This window comes from Streptomyces sp. NPDC111802 (assembly GCF_055634335.1).
In genome coordinates this window covers 102634-121422 of sequence record NZ_JBVKCZ010000010.1, presented here as the reverse complement: position 1 = coordinate 121422, position 18789 = coordinate 102634, and the positions used below count along the sequence as shown (strand labels likewise).

Genomic DNA, 18789 nt, shown 5'->3' with positions numbered 1-18789 from the left:
GCTTCCGCGGGGGCTCGGGGCTGCGCGCCTGGCATCGCCCGGTATGCCGTATCGCCCCGCGCGAAAAGGATCTCGCGGGGGGCGGCACGGCAGTCGGTGGCCGAATGACCAGAGGGTCAGGCGAGTTCCACCAGCAGATCGCCGCCCTCGACCTGCTGGATGCGGTTGATGGCGAGCCTGGCCACCCGGCCGGACTTCGCCGCGGTGATCGAGGCCTCCATCTTCATCGCCTCGATGGTGGCCACCGTGGCACCGGCCGCCACCTCGTCGCCCTCGGCGACCGTGAGGGTGACCACGCCGGCGAAGGGCGCGGCGACATGACCGGGGTTGGCGCGGTCGGCCTTCTCGGTCACCGGGACGTCCGAGGCCGCGGCCCGGTCGCGGACCTGGATGGGGCGGAGTTGGCCGTTCAGGGTGGACATCACGGCGCGCATGCCGCGCTCGTCGGCGTCGCCGACGGCCTGCAACTCGATCAGCAGCCGCACACCGCGTTCGAGGTCGACGGCGTACTCCTTGCCCGGGCGCAGCCCGTAGAAGAAGTCCTTGCTGTCCAGCACGCTGGTGTCGCCGAAGGTGTCACGGTGCGCTTCGAACTCGCGCGTCGGTCCCGGGAACAGCAGCCGGTTGAGCGTGGCCCGCCGGTCCTTCGCCAGGCCGTCGCGGTCGTCGGCCCCGAGTTCCTGGACCGGCTTGGCCTCGGCGCGGCCCTGCAGCGCCTTGCTGCGGAACGGCTCCGGCCAGCCGCCGGGCGGGGTGCCCAGCTCGCCGCGCAGAAAGCCGATGACGGAGTCGGGGATGTCGAACCTGTCCGGCTCCGCCTCGAAGTCCCGCGGGGACACGCCGGCGCCCACGAGGTGCAGCGCCAGGTCGCCGACCACCTTCGACGAGGGGGTGACCTTCACCAGGCGGCCGAGCATCCGGTCGGCGGCGGCGTACATCGCCTCGATCTCCTCGAAGCGGTCGCCGAGGCCGAGGGCGACCGCCTGGGTGCGCAGGTTGGAGAGCTGTCCGCCGGGGATCTCGTGGTGGTAGACCCGGCCGGTCGGCGAGGCCAGACCGGCCTCGAAGGGGGCGTAGACCTTGCGGACGATCTCCCAGTACGGCTCCAGGTCGCCGACGGCCTGGAGGTCGAGGCCGGTGGGCCGCTCGGAGTGGTCGGTCGCGGCCACGATCGCCGACAGCGACGGCTGCGAGGTGGTGCCCGCCATGGACGCCACCGCCCCGTCCACCGCGTCCGCGCCGGCCTGGATCGCGGCCAGGTAGGTGGCGAGCTGGCCGCCCGCGGTGTCGTGGGTGTGCACGTGGACCGGCAGGTCGAACTCCCGGCGCAGGGCCGACACCAGCCTCGCCGCGGCCGGAGCGCGCAGCAGGCCCGCCATGTCCTTGACGGCCAGCACATGGGCACCCGCGTCCACGATCCGCTCGGCCAGGCGCAGGTAGTAGTCCAGGGTGTACAGGCGCTCGGACGGGTCGGACAGGTCGGAGGTGTAGCACAGGGCCACCTCGGCGACGGCGGTGCCGGTCTCCCGTACGGCCTCGATGGCGGGCCGCATCTGGTCGACGTCGTTGAGGGCGTCGAAGATGCGGAAGATGTCGATGCCGGTGGCGGCCGCCTCCTGCACAAAGGCGTCGGTCACCTCGGTGGGATACGGCGTGTAGCCCACGGTGTTGCGGCCGCGCAGCAGCATCTGCAGGCAGATGTTCGGGGCGGCTTCCCGCAGGGCCGCCAGGCGCTCCCACGGGTCCTCGGCGAGGAAGCGCAGGGCGACGTCGTAGGTCGCGCCGCCCCAGCACTCCAGGGACAGCAGCTGGGGCAGGGTGCGGGCCACGACCGGGGCGACGGCGAGCATGTCCTTGGTCCGCACCCGGGTGGCGAGCAGCGATTGGTGGGCGTCGCGGAACGTGGTGTCGGTGACGCCGATGGTCGGCGAGGCGCGCAGCCAGCTCGCGAAGCCCTCCGGGCCGAGCTCGGCGAGCCGCTGCCGCGACCCGGCAGGGGGCTCACCGGCCGGCAGCGCGGGCAGCTTGGTCAGCGGATCGAGCAGGTCGGGCCGTTCGCCGTGCGGCTTGTTCACGGTGACGTCGGCCAGATAGGTGAGCAGCTTCGTGCCGCGGTCGGCCGAGTGGCGGGCGGTGAGCAGGTGCGGGCGCTGTTCGATGAACGACGTGGTGACGCGGCCGGCCTGGAAGTCGGGGTCGTCAAGGACCGCCTGCAGGAAGGGGATGTTGGTGGCCACGCCGCGGATGCGGAACTCGGCCACGGCACGCCGGGCACGGCCCACCGCGGCGGAGAAGTCGCGGCCCCGGCAGGTCAGCTTGACCAGCATCGAGTCGAAGTGGGCGCTGATCTCCGTACCGGCGTGGGTGGTGCCGCCGTCGAGGCGGATGCCCGAGCCGCCCGGTGAGCGGTAGGCGCTGATGCGGCCGGTGTCCGGGCGGAAGCCGTTGGCGGGGTCCTCGGTGGTGATACGGCACTGGAGCGCGGCGCCGCGCAGCCGGACGGTCTCCTGGGCGAGGCCGAGGTCGGTCAGGGTCTCGCCGGCCGCGATGCGCAGCTGCGACTGCACCAGGTCGACGTCGGTGACCTCCTCGGTCACCGTGTGCTCGACCTGGATGCGCGGGTTCATCTCGATGAAGACGTGGTTGCCGTCGCGGTCCAGCAGGAATTCCACGGTGCCCGCGTTGCGGTAGCCGATCTGCCGGGCGAAGCGGACGGCGTCGGCGCAGATGCGGTCGCGCAGCTCCGGGTCGAGGTTCGGCGCGGGCGCCAGCTCGATCACCTTCTGGTGGCGCCGCTGCAGCGAGCAGTCCCGCTCGAACAGGTGGATCACATTGCCCTGGCCGTCGGCGAGGATCTGCACCTCGATGTGGCGGGGCTCGACGACGGCCTTCTCCAGGAAGACGGTGGGGTCGCCGAACGCGGACGCCGCCTCACGGGACGCGGCCTCGATGGACTCCCGCAGGTGGGCGGGCTCCTCGACGCGGCGCATGCCGCGCCCGCCGCCGCCCGCGACCGCCTTGACGAACACGGGGAAACCGATGTCCTCGGCGGCGGACACGAGTTCGTCCACGTCGTTGGAGGGCGCCGAGGAACCCAGCACCGGCACCCCGGCCTCCCGGGCGGCGGCCACCGCGCGGGCCTTGTTGCCGGTCAGTTCCAGGATCTCCGCGCTCGGTCCGACGAACGTGATGCCCGCCTCCTCGCACGCCCGGGCCAGATCGGGGTTCTCGGACAGGAACCCATAGCCCGGGTAGACCGCGTCCGCTCCCGCACGACGCGCCGCACGGACGATCTCCTCCACCGAGAGATAGGCCCGCACCGGGTGGCCCGGTTGACCGATCTCGTAGGCCTCGTCGGCCTTCAGCCGGTGCAGTGAGTTGCGGTCCTCGTGCGGAAAGACGGCGACGGTGCGCGCGCCCAGCTCGTAGCCTGCGCGGAAAGCGCGAATCGCGATCTCGCCGCGGTTGGCGACCAGCACCTTGCGGAACATTCTCGATCCCTTCAGCCTGCCGGTTGACGGATCACCCATGGTGTCGGCGGCACTCCTCTCACGCTATGTGAGCCGGGCCACTTACGAGGGCCTAGGCTGTCCTTGAGCCGCCTGTGGTCAAGGGTGGTGTGAGCGAGGTGCCCTCATGGCCAGCGTGAGTCACCGCAGTGCGAGTGCACACGACGCGATCGGCGAAACGCCGGGCCCGCCCGCGTCCGCGGTGGGGTACGCGGGGGTGTTCCAGGATCTGCTTCCGCTCGCTCTGTGGGTGGTCGACTCCGACGGCCGCCTGGTGCAGTGGTCGCTGGCCGCGCAGGATCTGCTCGGTCATACCCCGGAGCAGATGGTGGGCCAGGAGGCCATGCGCGTACTCGTACCCGAGGAGAACCACGAGCTGGCCGAGCGGCTGGGCCGCATGGTGCACACGGGTGCGGCGGTGGTCGGACGGCTGCCGGTGCGGCACCGCGACGGGACCCTCGTCGACATGGAGATGTGGCACTGTCCGATCGCGGACGCGCGTGGGCGGACCGGTGTGCTGGCCATCGCGGCGGAGACCTCCGCGGTGGAGCGGATGCGGGACGCGCTGGCCGCACTGGAGGGGTTGTTCACCCAGTCCCCGATCGGCCTGGCCATGCTCGGCCCCGACCTGCGTTTCCTGCGGGTCAACGAGGCGCTGGCCCGTATGGACGGCGTGCCGGTGGCCGAGCACGTGGGCAGGCGCGTGACCGACGTCGCCCCCCGCGCCGGCGCGCTGGAGGCGGTCATGCGGCGCGTCCTCGACCGGGGTGAGGCGGTGGTGGACTTCCGTTACACGGCCGACACGGCCGACCCGGCGCGGCGGCGGACGTGGTCCTGCTCCTACGCCCCGCTGCTCGGCGGTACCGGCCGGCCGGTGGGCGTGATCGCCTCGCTGATCGACGTCACGGCGGGGCAGCGGGCCCACCTGGAGGCGGAGCAGGCACGGCAGCGCCTGGCGCTGCTGGCGGAGGCGGGCACCCAGATGGGTTCCACGCTGGACCTGGCGCAGACGGCGCGGGAGGTGGTCCGCGTCCTGGTGCCCCGGCTCGCGGACTCCGCCGACGTCCAGCTGCTGGAGGAGGCGCTGGCCCCGGACGAGACCGCCGCGTCGGCGCACGGCGTGGTTCGCCGCGTCGCGGCGGTCTTCACCGATCCGGCTGCGCCGGCCGACCTCCTCACGGTCGGCATGACCCTTCAGGTCCCGCCCGGCTCGGTGTACGAGCAGATCATGACCGCCGGGCGTCCCATGAACCTGTACCAGAGCGACATCGGCCCGCTGGTCAACACCCCCGGCGTCGACCGGCTGCGCGACTACCTGCGCTCCCGCGTGGGCGCGGCGCGGCTGGTCCCGCTGGTGGCCCGGGGCACCGTACTCGGCGCGGTGGTGGTCACCCGTACCCGTGCCCGGGAGCCCTTCGACGACCAGGACACGCTGCTGATCGACGAGCTGGTCGCCCGAGCCGCGCTGAACATCGACAACGCGCGCATGTACAGCCGGGAACGCGACGCCGCACTCACCCTCCAGCGCAGCCTGATGAACCCCTCGCTGCCCACCGTCAGCGGACTGGAACTCACCGGCCGTTATCTGCCAGCGGGCGACAACGAGGTGGGCGGCGACTGGTTCGACGCCATCGCCCTGTCGGGCGACCGGACCGCCCTGGTGATCGGCGACGTGATGGGGCACGGCATCCACGCGGCGGCGGTCATGGGACAGTTGCGCACCGCCGTACGGACCCTGGCACGCCGGGACACCTCGCCCGACCAGGTGCTGCGATTCCTGGACGCCGCCGTCGCGGACCTGGGCGACAACGAGATGGCCACCTGCCTGTACGCCGTTCACGATCCGGGCACCGGCCGCTGTCTGATCGCCCGGGCGGGCCACCCGCCGCCCGTGTTCGCCGACGGGCGGGGAGCGGTCGCCTTCCTGGAGGGACCCGCGGGCCCGCCGCTGGGCGTGGGCGGGCAGGACTGCGAGGTCCAGCAGCTGGTCCTTCCTCCCCACAGCCTCCTGGTGACCTACACCGACGGTCTGATCGAGACCCGCGGAACCGACCTCGACCAGGGCATGCGCCGTCTGGCCCAGGCGCTGCGGCATCCCGAGCATCCCCTGGAGGACATCTGCGACGACCTCCTGGCCCACGTCATGCCCGACACGGCGGACGACGACGTGGCGGTTCTCCTCGCCCGGGCGCTTCCCCGGTGACCTGGACGTCCGTCCGGGAACGGACAGCCCGCCCCGGCCGCGACGACGAGGCACGCGGTGCCCGCAGAGCCGATACTGGGGGTGAGTCGCTGCAAAGCCAGGCATCCGGAACGGCGGGAGCGCCCCGGAACGCCGCACTACCGGCCCGCGAACGGTGCGAGATGGGTGGGCGATGCACAACACATCCCCGACGACGCTCAGCGAGAGCCCGGAGGATCCGTTCTCGATCCACCGGTCGGCGTCCGCCGTGCTGGACGGCCGAGGACGGATCGTCGCCTGGAGCGAACAGGCCACCACGCTCCTCGGGCACCGGGCGGAGGAGGTGCTGGGCCGGCACGTGGGCGAGGTCCTGGTCGACAGGGGGGACGAGGCCCTGATCGCCGAGGCCACCGCCGAGTGCCTGCGCGAGCGCGGCTGGTTCGGGCTGCTGCCGGTCCGGCACGGCGCGGGCCACCGCGTGTACGTGGGGTTCCGGGCCCGGAGGGTGCAGCGGCTGGACTCCACCGTCGAGTGGCTCCTCGTCGGCTCGCTCGCCGAGGACCTCGTGCAGTGGGAGATCGACCGGGCCATGCTGGACGGCTTCTTCCGCCGGTCCCCGGTGGGGGTCGCGGTGCTCGGCCCTGACCTGCGCCTGCTGCGGGTGAACCGGGCCATCGCACGGTTCGGCGGACTGTCGGCCGACGCATACCGCGGGCTTCGCACCGCCGACTTCCTGCTCGGCCCGGACGCGGCACTGGTCGAGGACAGGCTCCGGCGGGTGCTCGAGACGGGTGAGCCCTTGATCTTCGCCGAGCAGCCCTGCCGGTTGATGGGGGACCCCCAGAAGGAACTGTTCGTCTCCATCTCCGCCTTCCGGATGCAGGACCCCTCCGGCCGGGTGCTGGGCATCACCGAAATCGTCGAGGACGTCACCGACCGCCACCGGGCGCGTCGGCGGCTCGCGCTGCTCAACGAGGCCGGCACCAGGCTCGGGAGCACCCTGGACGTGGCCAGGACGGCGCGTGAGCTGGCCGAGGTCGCGGTTCCCGCGCTCGCCGACGCCGTCTCGGTCGATCTGCTCGAACCCGTGACCCGCGGGGAGGAGCCGTCCCCCGACGCCAGGGGCCCGCTGCGCAGGATGGCGGCGGACAGCATCCTGCCGGAGGCACACCAGGTGATGCATCCGGCGGGCCATCTGTTCTCCTTCCCCGAGGAGACGGCCCCGGCACGCTGTCTGGCCGAACGACGTCCGGTCCTCGATCCGATCCTGGAGGACACTGGCGGATGGTTCGCCGCGGAGCCGGAACGGGCCGAGAAGGCACTCGCGATGGGCGTCCACTCCCTGATGGTGGTGCCGCTGGCCGCGCGCGGTGTCGTCCTCGGCGTGGTCTGCCTGTGGCGCGCGAAACGGCCGGAGCCCTTCGAGGAGGACGACCTCACCCTGGCGGAGGAGTTCGCCGCCAGGGCCGCGGTCTGCATCGACAACGCCCGCCGCTACACCCAGCAGCACGAGGCCGCCGAGGCCCTGCAGCGCAGTCTGCTGCCGAGTGAGGTGCCCGAGCACCCGGCGGTCGAGACGGCCTACCGCTACCTGCCCGCGAGGGCTTCCACGGGGGTCGGCGGGGACTGGTTCGACGTCATCCCGCTGTCGGGGCTGCGCGTCGCGCTGGTGGTCGGCGACGTGGTCGGCCATGGCATGCACGCCTCGGCGACCATGGGCCGACTGCGCGCCTCCGTGCGCACCCTGGCCCACCTCGACCTGGCCCCGGACGAGGTTCTCGCCCGGCTCGACGACCTGGTGGACCAGCTGGCCACCGAACAGCGGGAGACGGAGGCGAACGCCCCGCAGATCGTGGGCGCGACCTGTCTGTACGCGATCTACGATCCGGTCTCCCGGCACTGTGCGATGGCGCGCGCGGGCCACCCGCCGCCGACCGTGCTGGGGCCGGACGGCCGGGTGCGCCCGGTCGACCTCCCTGCCGGACCACCGCTGGGCCTGGGCGGGCTGCCGTTCGAGTCGGTCGAGCTCGAACTGGCGGAGGGCAGCCTGATCGCCCTGTACAGCGACGGCCTCCTGCTGGCCGGCGACCGCGACATCGACCAGGGACTGGACCTGCTGCGGGGCGCGCTGGCAGATCCGGCACGGTCGCTGGAGCACACCTGCAAGGCGGTGGAGGACGCGATGCTCCCCGACCGGCCCGCCGACGACGTCACCCTGCTGCTGGGCCGCACCCGGGTGCTGGCGGCGAAGAAGGTGGCCACCTGGGAGTTGTCGGCCGGGCCCACCGCGGCGGGCCGGGCCCGCACGCTGGTGAGCGAGCGGCTGGCCGAGTGGGGGCTGGAGGAGTTGACCTTCACCACGGAGCTGATCGTGAGCGAACTGGTCACGAACGCCTACCGGTACGCCGGTGGCCCGGTCGTGCTGCGGCTGATCCGCGACGGCCAACTCATCTGCGAGGTCTCCGACTCCAGCAGCACCTCCCCCCACCTGCGCCAGGCCGGCAACTTCGACGAGGGCGGGCGCGGCCTGTTCCTGGTGGCCCAGCTGTCCGAGCGCTGGGGCACACGCTACGGCCGTAACAGGAAGACCATCTGGACCGAGCAGCCCTTGTCGACGGATCAGACGGATTCGGGCACTTGAGCCCTGGACCGGGGTGTCAGTCGGTCGGTCACGTCGGGTCGCGGAACAGGAGATCGCCGCCGCCGACCTCAAGCGGCCGCATCTCGAACTCGGCGGAAGGGCCCCCGTGTTGATCCACGCGGACGCCGATCTCGACGACGCGGTCGAGCAGTTGTCGGCTCACAGCTTGGCGCCGAAGTTCTGGGTCCACCAAGGGCCGCCGGGACCGTCGTGGATGCCGACCCCGATGTCCTTGAACGAGCAGTTGAGGATGTTGGCGCGGTGGCCGGGGCTGTTCATCCAGGAGTCCATCACGGCCTCCGGGGTCTGCTGGCCCTGGGCGATGTTCTCCCCATAGGTGGACCAGCGGTAGCCGGCCGCGGTGATGCGCTGGCCGGGGTCGGCGCCGTCCGGGTTGGTGTGGTCGAAGAAGTCGCGGGCGGCCATGTCCTCGGAGTGGCCCTGCGCGGCCTTGTTCAGCAGGGAGTCCTCGGCCAGCGGTCCGCAGCCGGCGTCGGCCCGCTCCTTGTTCACCAACGCGACCACCTGCCCGACGGTGTCGGTCGGCGCCGACTGCACCTGGGGCGTGCTGGTCGCGGTCCTCGTCGGCCGAGGGGTGGGCCGGGGAGTAGGCGTGGCCTTCCTGGTCGGTGTGGGGGACTTGGAAGGGCTCGGCGCCTTCTTCGACGGCGAGGCGGACGGCGACGGGGACTTGGATGCGGGCGCCGAGGTCTCCACGGGACCGGACGCCGACAGTTCCGCCACCGGGGCGCCGGCGGTTCGCGCGGCGGTCGGCTCCTCGGTCCGGGTGCCGGGGTCGGAGTCGAAGTACCAGAGTCCGCCACCCGCGACGCAGGCCGCCACGACGGCGCCTCCGACGGCCCGGCGCTTGGTACGCCGACGACGACGGGCCTCGCCACGGGACATCGCCCGGCCACGTGCGGCGCGGTGCCCGGCAGTCGACCCAGAACCGGCGTGGCCCGGTGACTCGCTCACCAGGGAGGCCGAGCCGACCGGGGCCATCCCGCCGGAGGCGGACAGCACTCTCTCCAGCAGCGCGGGCGCCGCGGCGACCAACGCGAGACCGGCCAGGAGCCCTTCGGCGGGCATCAGCCCGCTCCACAGCCCGGAGCAATGCGCACAACTCCGGGCATGTCTGGCTATTCGCTTGCGCCACAGCGCCGAAGGCCGGCCGTCCCAGGCCGTGAGCACACCCTGCAGTTCCTCGCATCGAGGCCGCGCGTCGAGCGCCCGTACCACCACCCGGGCCGCCTCCAGCTGCGCCTTCATCCGCTGCACCCGTACCGCCGTGTGCTGCGGCGACAGCTCCAGGGCCGCCGCGACCTCGGCCCGCGTCAGCTGACCGGCGCATTCCAGCCACCACAGCGACAGCAGCCCCCGGTCGTCGGGCTCCAGCCAGCGGGTGGCGCGTGCCGTCTCCTGGCGTTGGCCGGACAGTTGGAGCTGCACGATGGTCAGGTCCACGAAGTCGGCGCCCGGATCCGCCAGGTCCTCGGCCTCCTCGACGCCGCCCGGGGCGGACTGCCGGTCGTGCCAGTGCGCGCGGACCTGGTTCATCGCGATCGCCACGAGCCAGGACCGGAAACTCTCGGGAGTACGCAGACCGCCGAGCGCGTCCAGCGCGCGCAGCATGGTCTCCTGCACCACGTCGTCGACGTCGACGGAGCCGTTCAGAGCCCTCCCCACAATGTTGTAGACCAACGGGAGGTACGCACTGACCAGGGCGTCCTGAGCCTGCGGGTCGCCGCTGCGAGCGGCGTCCACCAGTGCCGCGAGATCCCTCGTGCGCTCTGTACTCATCAAAACTTCCCTGTCCTCGACGCCGAACGATGCTGTCCGATACCTGGGAGATCGCTCGGTGGACCGCGGATAACAGTTCTTCGGAGATTCTTCGGACGCGTGTTCCCCGAGAGCCTCACGAGGCCCGACCGGCCGCGCAATGGGGAACGTCACATCGGCGCGGACGCAAAGGGGTTGGGAAGTTCGGAACGTACGGATATGAGACGAATGGCCTCGCTCGTCCTCCACACCTGCCGCCGGCGGGCCACCCGGACACGATCGGTCGGCCATCAATGTTGTGCACTTTCTTGACGGCGGTAACCACAGAGCCTACTTTCGCGGTGTCCTTCCCCCGGTCAAGGGAGACCGCGATGTCCCCGTCCCCCGCAGCATCACCGTCACCGTCCACGCCCCCCGAGCGAATCCGGCAGCTGCGCAGAGTCGCCCTGTCCGGGTTGCTCGGAACGGCCGTGGAGTTCTACGACTTCCTCGTCTACGGCACGGTCGCCGCGCTCGTCTTCGGCGAGCTGTTCTTCCCGGGCGCCGACCCCGCCGTAGGCACGATCGCCGCGTTCGGCACCTTCGCCGCCGGCTATGCCGCCCGCCCGCTCGGCGGCATCGTCTTCGGGCACTTCGGCGACCGGCTCGGCCGCAAGTCGATGCTGCTGCTCACCATGGGCCTGATGGGCGGCGCCAGCTTCCTCATCGGCCTGCTGCCGACGTACGACACGATCGGCATCTGGGCGCCGGTCCTGCTGATCGCCCTGCGTGTCCTGCAAGGCATCGCCATCGGCGGTGAGTGGGGCGGCGCCACGCTGATGGTCGTCGAGCACGCCGGGGAGCGGCGCCGCGGTCTGTGGTCCAGCTTCACGCAGATGGGAGCGCCGCTCGGCTCCCTGCTGTCCTCGCTCGTCGTCACCCTCGTGGTCGCCATGCCCCGCGACCAGTTCACGGCCTGGGGCTGGCGCGTGCCGTTCCTGCTGAGCGTGGTGCTGCTCGGCGTGGGCCTGTTCGTCCGGCTGAAGGTGGTGGAGAGCCCACTGTTCGCCGAGGTGAAGAAGGACCGCGCCGAGGCCCGGCTGCCGATCGTCGATGTCCTGCGGCGTCCCCGGGCCCTGCTGCTGGCCTGCTGTGTCGGCATCGGCGCCTTCACCGCCCAGTCCCTGCTGACCAGTTACCTGATCGCGTACGCCACCGGCATCGGCTACGCCCGCCCGCAGGTGCTCACCGCGCTCACGGTCTCCGCCGCCGTCGCCCTCGTCGTACTGCCCTGCGCCTCCGCGCTCTCCGACCGCGTCGGCCGCCGCCCGGTCGTCCTCACCGGCGCCCTCCTCTCGGCCGCCACCGCCTTCCCCGTCCTCGCGCTCATTGACGCCAAGTCCCCGGGCGCGCTGATCCTCGCCGTCGTCATCGGCCACGGCATCGCCCAGTCCATGATGTACGGCCCGCTGGGCGCCCTGCTCACCGAGATGTTCGGCACCCGGGTCCGCTACACCGGCGCGTCCCTCGGCTACCAGGGCGCCACCCTCATCGGCGCCGGCTTCTCCCCCATGATCGCCGGAAGCCTGGTCGCCGGAAGCGGCAACGGCACGCCCGTCGCCCTGCTGATCTGCGGCGGCTCCCTCATCACCGCGCTGACCGTCTGGTTCGTGCGCGAGACCAGCCGTACGTCCTTGTCCGGCGCGGCGACCGAACTCCCCGCCAGCCCCCGCACGGAGGAGATCACCGCATGACGACCCGCACCCGCACCGCCCTTGCCGCAGCTCTGCTGCTCGCCGTCAGCGCACTCCCCGCCTCGGCCGTCGCCGCCACCCCCGGCACCACCCACGTGGACGGCCAACTCCCCTCGGGCGCAACGTACTTGATGGATGTTCCCGGCAACTGGAACGGCACCGTCCTGCTCTTCAGCCACGGCTACACTCCCGGACCGGCCAACCCCGCCGAGGACGCCCCGGACGACACGACGAAGGCCCTCCTCCTCCAGCGGGGCTACGCCCTCATCGGGTCCTCCTACGCCACCACCGGCTGGGCGGTGACGGACGCGGTCCCGGACCAGCTCGCCACCCTCACGGCCTTCACCGAGCGCTTCGGGGCGGCTTCGCGCACCATCGCCTGGGGGCAGTCGTACGGCGGGCTGGTCACCACCGCCATCGCCGAGCGCCACCCGGAGCGGATCGACGGCTCGCTCTCCCTGTGCGGCCTCGTCCACGGCGGCGTCGCCAACTGGAACAGCACGCTCGACCCGGTCTTCGCCCTCAAGACCCTCGTCGCGCCCGACGCCGACATTCGGCTGGTGAACCTCCCGGACCAGCAGAGCGCCGCCGGCGCGGCCGACACCCTGACGGCCGCGGTCGACTCGGCGCAGTCGACGCCCGCCGGACGGGCCCGCATCGCCCTGGCCGCCGCCCTGCACAACATCCCGGGCTGGAACCAGCCGACCCAGCCCCGGCCTGCCCCGACCGACTCGGACGCCCAGCAGGCGGGCCAGTACGAAGCCGTCAAGGGCCTGGTGAAGTTCCCCGCCTTCAGCTGGCGGCAGGAGGCCGAAACCCGGGCCGGCGGCAACATGTCCTGGAACACCGGCGTCGACTACGCGAAACTCCTCGGGCAGTCGTCGGTCCGCAAGGAGGTGACCGAGCTGTACCAGAAGGCCGGCCTGTCCCTGCGCGCCGACCTCGCCACCCTCAACCGCGCGCCGCGCATCAGCGCCGATCCGAACGCCGTCGCCTGGATGGCGAGCACGAGCTCCTTCACCGGCAAGCTGGCCAAGCCGCAGCTGTCCGTCCACACCATCGGCGACGCCCTTGTCCCCGTCCAGACGGAGAGCGCCCTGAAGCGGGCCGTCACCGCCGCCGGGTCGGCGTCGCTGCTGCGGCAGGCCTACACCGACAACGCCGGCCACTGCACCTTCAGCCCCGCCGAACAGCTCGCCGCCCTGCACACCCTGGAGGACCGCCTGACCACGGGCAAGTGGGCCGGCACCGACCCGGATTCCCTCAACTCCCGTGCCACGAAGGCCGATCCGACGACACCCACCCGCTATGTGCGGTACCGCCCCACCCCCTACCTGCGCCCCTACGACCTCGCGCACCCCGCCGACAACCGATGAAGCCGTACGACCGCCCGCCGCGCCGTCGGCGGGCGGTCGTAACCTTGCCACCGTGGAGGACGACGACATCCTGGACGGTCTGGACACCTCGGAGGGCCCGCAGCCGCGCCCGCAGTCACTCATGCTCGCCTTCTTCGGCAACCATGTCCTGGAGGAGGGCGACCTGGGCGTCTACTCGGGCAGCATCATCGACGTGCTCGGCCGCGTCGGGGTCGGCGAGCAGGCCGTACGCTCCACGCTGACCCGCATGGTCAACCGGGGTCTGCTGCGCCGCCAGCGCGAGGGCCGCAAGATGTTCTTCGGTCTGACCCCGCAGGCGATACGCGTCCTCCAGGACGGCCGGGCCCGCATCTGGCAGCAGAGCGCGGTCAACGACGACTGGGACGGCTCCTGGACCCTGCTCGGCTTCTCCCTGCCCGACTCCTGGAAGCGGCAGCGCCACGATCTGCGCTCGCAACTCACCTGGTCCGGGTTCGGCGCGCTCTACAGCGGGCTGTGGATCGCCCCGGGAAACGTGGACGTCGCCGGGATCGTCTCGGAACTCGGCCTCGCCGCCCACGTCAAGATCTTCCACGCGCAGGCCGACGAGGCCACCGACATCGAGCTGATGATCCGCGACACCTGGGACCTGGAGAGCATCGCCACCCGCTACGTCGTCTTCGACAAGCGCTGGACGGCCCATCTGGACGCCGGATCCGGGGACGACCCGATCGGCACCCGGCTGCGGCTGGTCAGCGAGTGGCTGTGGACCATCCGTACCGATCCCAGGCTCCCGGCCCGCCACCTTCCCCCGGAGTGGCCGGCCCGGCCCGCCCAGGAGACCTTCCGGCGCGTCGCCGACCACACCGCCCGGCCGGCGCTGCGGATGGCCCGCGAACTGCTGGAGACCACCCCACTGCGGTGAGCGATCGGCGACACCGCCCGGCACTTGTCCTCAGGCGGACCCGCTCCGGCGCTTGCGCATCCACCACACACCACCACCGAGCACCAGCACGGCCGCACCGATGCCCACGGGCACGGCAACGGGCATGCCGTCGTCGTCCTTCGAGTCGTCCGCCACGGGCCGCGCGGAGGTCTTCTCGGCGGCGGGCTCGTCCGACGCGGTGCCCGACGAAGGGGAGGGGGTGGTCGGGGCGTCCGTGGGAGTGGGGCTGACCGGCACGGCGCCCGGGGCGGCCGCCTTCAGTGCGAGGCGGGGCGCGGGATGGCCGTGCCCGTGCCCGTCTCCCTCGGCCTCCTCCTCCAGCTCGATCCAGCGGTCGACCTTGCCGTCGCTGTAGCTCTGGAGGGTCTTGAAGACCACCTCCTTCGCATCCGGCAACTGCCGTACGGTCACGACGTACTCGACGTCCTCACCCACCGCCAGCTTCGGCCCGGACACCGTGTAGCCCCGGCTCGTGGGGGCGAACTTCCACCCCTTGGGCCCTTCTTCGAAGGTGACGTCCCGCGGGCTGATCCCCTCGGGCAGGATCACTTCCAGCTTGCTTGTCCCGGCCGTGCCGGACTCCGACTCCGCGGAGAAGGTCAACTCGGCGTTCTGGTCGAGGGCCCGGGCGCCCTCGGCCTCCACCTCCGCGTGCGCCGCCGCCGGTCCAGCGGTGGCGAGGGCCACCGCGAGGGCGACCGAGGTGAGGACGCCGGTACGGCGCAGGCTGCCTGTCAGAGTGGAGCGGGACACGGACGACTCCCTTGTACCGAGAACGTGGTGGAACAGCCGGTGAACGGCCTCTTCTTCACACAAGTCGGTTGGAGACCCGGGTGAGTTCCCGGACGTGCCCAAGAATTCTCGCCGGTGCCGCCTGGGCTGGACGGATGAAAGCCGTCTGCTCCATAAGAGGTGCCCCGAGCGGGTGTTGAGCGCATTGGTGACCGACTCCTCGATGATCTTCGCGTCGGCGCTCGGCCGGCTCTGAGGCGAGGAGTGGCCCGAATGTCGGATCGGATGGTTTCCCGGAGACGGTCGCACGGGCGGCGCAACAGGTGGGCCGTCGTCTGTGCCGGTCTCGCGCTGTCGCTGACGGCCGGCGTGCAGGGCGTGGCGACCGCGGCCGACGGCCCCACACCGCCGCGACCGCCGCTCAGGCTCCTCGACGTCCCCACGGCGATGGCCGGGGGGCTCCTCCACCCGGATGCCTCACCGGCCGGGGCGAACGACTGGACCTGCCGGCCCACACGCTGGCATCCGCGCCCGGTCGTCCTGCTGCACGGCTCCGCGGCCAACCGCTTCAACAACTGGAGCATGCTGTCCCCGTGGCTGAAGCGGCAGGGCTACTGCGTCTTCGCGCCCAACTACGGCGGGGCACCGGGCAGCCCGTTCCAGGCCACCGGCCCCATCGCGCAGTCCGCCAAGCAGGTCGCCCGTTACGTCGACCGCGTGCTGAAGGCCACCCGTGCCCGCCAGGTCGATCTCGTCGGGCACTCCCAGGGTGGCGGCCCGACCCCTCGCTGGTATCTGCGGTTCGAGGGCGGTACGAATCCCGCGCATCCGAAGCGCAACAAGGTGCGCGGTCTGGTCGCCCTCGCTCCGTCCAACCACGGCGGGGACATCTCCGGTGTCGGAAGGCTGACCACGAAGCTGGGTCTCAACCCGACCATGTCCGCCGTCGTCGGCCAGGCCTGGTCGGATCAGATGGTCGGCTCCGAGATGAACCAGAAGCTGGACCGGGACGGCGACACACAGCCGGGCGTCCGCTACACCGTCATCGCCACCCGGTTCGACGAGTTCGCCACCCCCTACCGGAACAACTTCCTGACCGCGGGGCCGGGCGCGACCGTACGGAACATCCTGATCCAGGACGTCTGCCGGCAGGACGTCTCCGACCACCTGGCGCTGGCGTACGACAGCAACGCCGCCCAACTCGTGAGCAACGCCCTCGATCCCGCGCACGCCCAGCCGGTGCGCTGCGGTCTCGCCTTGCCCCTCCTCGGCGGCTGAGGCGGAGCACACCCCGATGGTTCACTGAGTCAGCTCCCGCCCGGCGACCGCCCGGAAGCCGTTCGGTGGGCGGCCGGTGACGCGTCGGACGGTGTCGGTGGTGCGGTCCTCCGCGCCCTCGGCGATGGCACGGTCCATGCCGGCCAGCATCGTGGCGAATTCGAGCGGGATCACCTCGGCGAGCCGGTCCCGCATGTCGTCGTGGGTCAGGCGGTGGTGGGTCACGGAACGGCCGGTGACCTCGGTGACGATCGCGGCGACGTCGTCGTGGCTGAGTGCCTGCGGACCGGTCAGGACCAGGTCGGTATTGGGCGCCCGCTCGTCGATCAGGGCGTGTACCGCTACGGCGGCTATGTCGTCGGCGTCGACGAATCCGACGCGTCCGCTGCCGGCCGCGGTCCGGATGACGCCGTGCCCGCGGATGCTGTCGGCGTGGGCGTGTGCGCCAGTGAAGTTCTGCATGAACCACGAGGGCCGCAGCACCGCCCACTCGTCGAACAGGCCGGGCAGGGCCTGGTGCACCTCCCCCACCGCCGGGCCGCCCACGGGGATCGCGGAGGAGCTGAGCAGTACCGCGCGCCGCACACCGTTGGAGCGCGCGTGCTTGAGGAACGGCAGCATGACCGCGGCGGGCTCCGGATCACCGACCGGCGGCACGAGGTAGACGCCGTCGACTCCGCGGACGGCGTCATCGAAGGTGTCGGCGTCGTACCAGTCGAAGCGGACCGCGTCCGCGCCGGGCAGCGCGATGGCCCGGCGGCCGGCGGCCCTGACCTGGTGACCGGCGGCGATCAGCTGTGCCGCCGTCCGGCTGCCAGTGGTGCCGGTGGCGCCGATGACCAGGGTGGTGCGCGTGGAGGTCATCGGGCGCCGCTCCCGGTGAAGTCCATGCCGGGTTCGCTGACGGCGAGGGGGTTCCAGTAGTCGCGGTAGGAGGTGAAGCGCCCGTCCTCGACGGTCACGACGGCGATGTAGGTCATGTCGAAGTCACCGCCCGTCTCGACCATACGGCCCACACCGCGCATCTCGACCACGATGGTCCCGGGGTCGGTCGTCCGGTGGATCCGCAGGTCGGGGAAGTCGTGCAGGTCTATGTGGTCGGGGTAGTCGCGCATGTAGGAGGCGATGGCCTCCCGGCCCTCCAGCCGCTCGGGCCAGCCCGGCGGCGCGAACGGGAACTCCATGACGCCGTGCTCGGTCCACAGGCCGACCCAGGCGGCGATGTCCTTGTCCAGCAGCAGCCGCAGGCTGTGGCGGTAGAGGTCCCCCGGTGAGGTGGTCGCGGGCATGAGTGTCTCCTTGCCGTACGATACGGACCAGCGGTCCGCTTCACCGTTCGAACGATACGGACCGCCGGTCCGCATCGCAACCGGAGGAGCCCATGACCGAGCGCAAGCCCCGAAAGGACGCGGCCCGTAACCGGGCGGCCGTCTTCGCGGCAGCCGACACCCTCTTCACCGAGTGCGAAAGCACCGAAGAGGTCACGATGGCGGACATCGCGGCAGCGGCCGGCGTCGGCAAGGGGACCCTCTTCCGCGCCTTCGGCGACCGGACCGGCCTGATCCGCGCGCTGTACGCCGCGCGACTCGAACCCCTGAGGACCGCGATCGAGGAGGGCCCTCCACCGCTGGGCCCCATCACGCCGCCGTTGCAGCGCGTACCGGCACTGCTCGACGCCGTCCTGTGCTTCAAGCTCGACAACCGCCATCTCGCGCTGGCCCTGGAGGGCAACGGGGCGGACAGCCCCTATCTCACGGAGCACTACGAGCGCTGGCACGCCCTGCTCCAGGACCTCCTGGACCAGGTCCCCGGCGTGGCCGAGAGCGCCTTCACCGCCCATGCGCTGCTCGCGGCCATCCGGGCCGACCTCGTCGAATATCTGGCCGGGGTGAAGGGGGTGCCGCGGGAGGAACTGCGGGGACAGCTGGCGGCGTTCAGTGCCGGGGTTCTCGGCGGCAACGCCTGAACCGGTCCTCGACGCCGGGTCAGTGACCGTTGCACCAGGCGGACGAGGCCCCGTCCGGACCTGGCCACCTCTGATGGGCCTGCAGAGCGGCGCTCGCCAGCGTCATGAGCAGGTCGATGTCCGAGTCGCAGTCCAGATGGATGGTGACCCACTGCGAATCGGGCACCAGCCGGACGGCCGTGGAGTTCTTCAGCTCGTCCTGGAAGCAACGGATCGTCCTGGCCGTGAGATGCAGGTCGACGCTGTGGTCCGAGTGGAAGTGCACGATCTCGGCACCTGCCGAGCGCAATGCCCGGCCGGTACCGCAGCTGGGCGGGGCCTCCGCGAGGTCGGGCCAGCTCGCCAGTTGTGTCATGGCACGTAAGGCCGTGGTCATGACCCCATCATCGTGCGCTCACCGCCCGGCCACCTAGGCGCGAGCAAGCCGTAACCGGAACACGGCGACAGACCGCTTTGCGCGACCTGTACCGATACGGCATCGGGGCGCGAAGCCGGATCCGCCGCCGTCGGCCACACCCTGCTCGCCGCACCCGCCATCCGCCGACGGACCGCGCGTGAGTCGTGCAGGTCGAAACTCGTACGGATCAAGGGCTTGTAGCCCCAATTTAACGAGGGTTATTTTAACCGTCACTCGAAGCCGGGTCCCGGCTGCTGAGAGCCGCTCCCTG

At 71.7% G+C, this 18789-nt stretch carries 13 protein-coding genes and 1 pseudogene; 8 read left to right on the top strand and 6 right to left on the bottom strand.

Annotated elements, in window-relative coordinates; genetic code table 11:
* Window positions 1-116: 116 nt before the first annotated feature.
* A complete protein-coding gene (locus ACZ7NC_RS13245) occupies window positions 117-3491 on the bottom strand; it encodes a pyruvate carboxylase (protein WP_471487668.1) in 3375 nt (1124 codons plus the stop codon).
* Window positions 3492-3636: 145 nt separating this feature from the next.
* Between ACZ7NC_RS13245 and ACZ7NC_RS13240 the strand changes: the two genes are divergently transcribed.
* The 3 genes and pseudogenes from ACZ7NC_RS13240 to ACZ7NC_RS13230 all read left to right on the top strand — a co-directional run.
* The gene (locus ACZ7NC_RS13240; RefSeq protein ID WP_471487666.1) at window positions 3637-5712 is read left to right on the top strand and encodes a SpoIIE family protein phosphatase; all 2076 of its coding nucleotides are present in this window, start codon (window positions 3637-3639) and stop codon (window positions 5710-5712) included.
* Window positions 5713-5884: 172 nt separating this feature from the next.
* Window positions 5885-8332 carry a SpoIIE family protein phosphatase gene (locus tag ACZ7NC_RS13235; RefSeq protein WP_471487664.1) on the top strand — a complete coding sequence of 816 codons (2448 nt, stop codon included), beginning with the start codon at window positions 5885-5887 and terminating at the stop codon, window positions 8330-8332.
* Between the two features lie 13 nt (window positions 8333-8345).
* Window positions 8346-8435, top strand: a pseudogene (locus ACZ7NC_RS13230) (hypothetical protein); the annotation flags it as partial.
* Between the two features lie 56 nt (window positions 8436-8491).
* Here the strand turns inward: ACZ7NC_RS13230 and ACZ7NC_RS13225 are convergent.
* Window positions 8492-10132: a sigma-70 family RNA polymerase sigma factor gene (locus ACZ7NC_RS13225; RefSeq protein ID WP_471487662.1), complete on the bottom strand. Its 1641-nt coding sequence runs from the start codon at window positions 10130-10132 to the stop codon at window positions 8492-8494.
* Window positions 10133-10482: 350 nt separating this feature from the next.
* Here ACZ7NC_RS13225 and ACZ7NC_RS13220 point away from each other — a divergent pair, with 350 nt between their 5' ends.
* The 3 genes from ACZ7NC_RS13220 to ACZ7NC_RS13210 are packed head-to-tail and all read left to right on the top strand — an operon-like array spanning window position 10483 to window position 14124.
* A complete protein-coding gene (locus ACZ7NC_RS13220; RefSeq protein ID WP_471487660.1) occupies window positions 10483-11844 on the top strand; it encodes an MFS transporter in 1362 nt (453 codons plus the stop codon).
* On the top strand, window positions 11841-13220 hold the full coding sequence (locus tag ACZ7NC_RS13215) for an alpha/beta hydrolase family protein (RefSeq protein WP_471487658.1): 1380 nt from the start codon (window positions 11841-11843) through the stop codon (window positions 13218-13220). Before ACZ7NC_RS13220 ends, ACZ7NC_RS13215 begins: the two co-directional genes overlap by 4 nt.
* Window positions 13221-13272: 52 nt before the next feature.
* On the top strand, window positions 13273-14124 hold the full coding sequence (locus ACZ7NC_RS13210) for a PaaX family transcriptional regulator (RefSeq protein ID WP_471487656.1): 852 nt from the start codon (window positions 13273-13275) through the stop codon (window positions 14122-14124).
* A gap of 30 nt (window positions 14125-14154) precedes the next feature.
* Here ACZ7NC_RS13210 and ACZ7NC_RS13205 read toward each other — a convergent pair whose 3' ends face one another.
* Complete coding sequence (locus ACZ7NC_RS13205) at window positions 14155-14898, bottom strand: DUF1775 domain-containing protein (protein WP_471487654.1); 744 nt, start codon at window positions 14896-14898, stop codon at window positions 14155-14157.
* A 252-nt stretch (window positions 14899-15150) separates the two neighbouring features.
* On the opposite strand from ACZ7NC_RS13205, the gene ACZ7NC_RS13200 reads away from it, so the two are divergent.
* Window positions 15151-16155 (top strand): esterase/lipase family protein, encoded by a 1005-nt coding sequence (locus ACZ7NC_RS13200; RefSeq protein ID WP_471487652.1) that lies wholly within the window; start codon window positions 15151-15153, stop codon window positions 16153-16155.
* Between the two features lie 21 nt (window positions 16156-16176).
* Here ACZ7NC_RS13200 and ACZ7NC_RS13195 read toward each other — a convergent pair whose 3' ends face one another.
* Window positions 16177-17019: an NmrA family NAD(P)-binding protein gene (locus tag ACZ7NC_RS13195; protein WP_471487650.1), complete on the bottom strand. Its 843-nt coding sequence runs from the start codon at window positions 17017-17019 to the stop codon at window positions 16177-16179.
* A complete protein-coding gene (locus ACZ7NC_RS13190; RefSeq protein ID WP_471487648.1) occupies window positions 17016-17444 on the bottom strand; it encodes a nuclear transport factor 2 family protein in 429 nt (142 codons plus the stop codon). Before ACZ7NC_RS13190 ends, ACZ7NC_RS13195 begins: the two co-directional genes overlap by 4 nt.
* Before the next feature lie 92 nt (window positions 17445-17536).
* On the opposite strand from ACZ7NC_RS13190, the gene ACZ7NC_RS13185 reads away from it, so the two are divergent.
* Complete coding sequence (locus tag ACZ7NC_RS13185) at window positions 17537-18121, top strand: TetR/AcrR family transcriptional regulator (protein ID WP_471487646.1); 585 nt, start codon at window positions 17537-17539, stop codon at window positions 18119-18121.
* Between the two features lie 19 nt (window positions 18122-18140).
* Here ACZ7NC_RS13185 and ACZ7NC_RS13180 read toward each other — a convergent pair whose 3' ends face one another.
* The gene (locus tag ACZ7NC_RS13180; RefSeq protein WP_471487644.1) at window positions 18141-18497 is read right to left on the bottom strand and encodes a luciferase domain-containing protein; all 357 of its coding nucleotides are present in this window, start codon (window positions 18495-18497) and stop codon (window positions 18141-18143) included.
* Window positions 18498-18789: the final 292 nt, after the last annotated feature.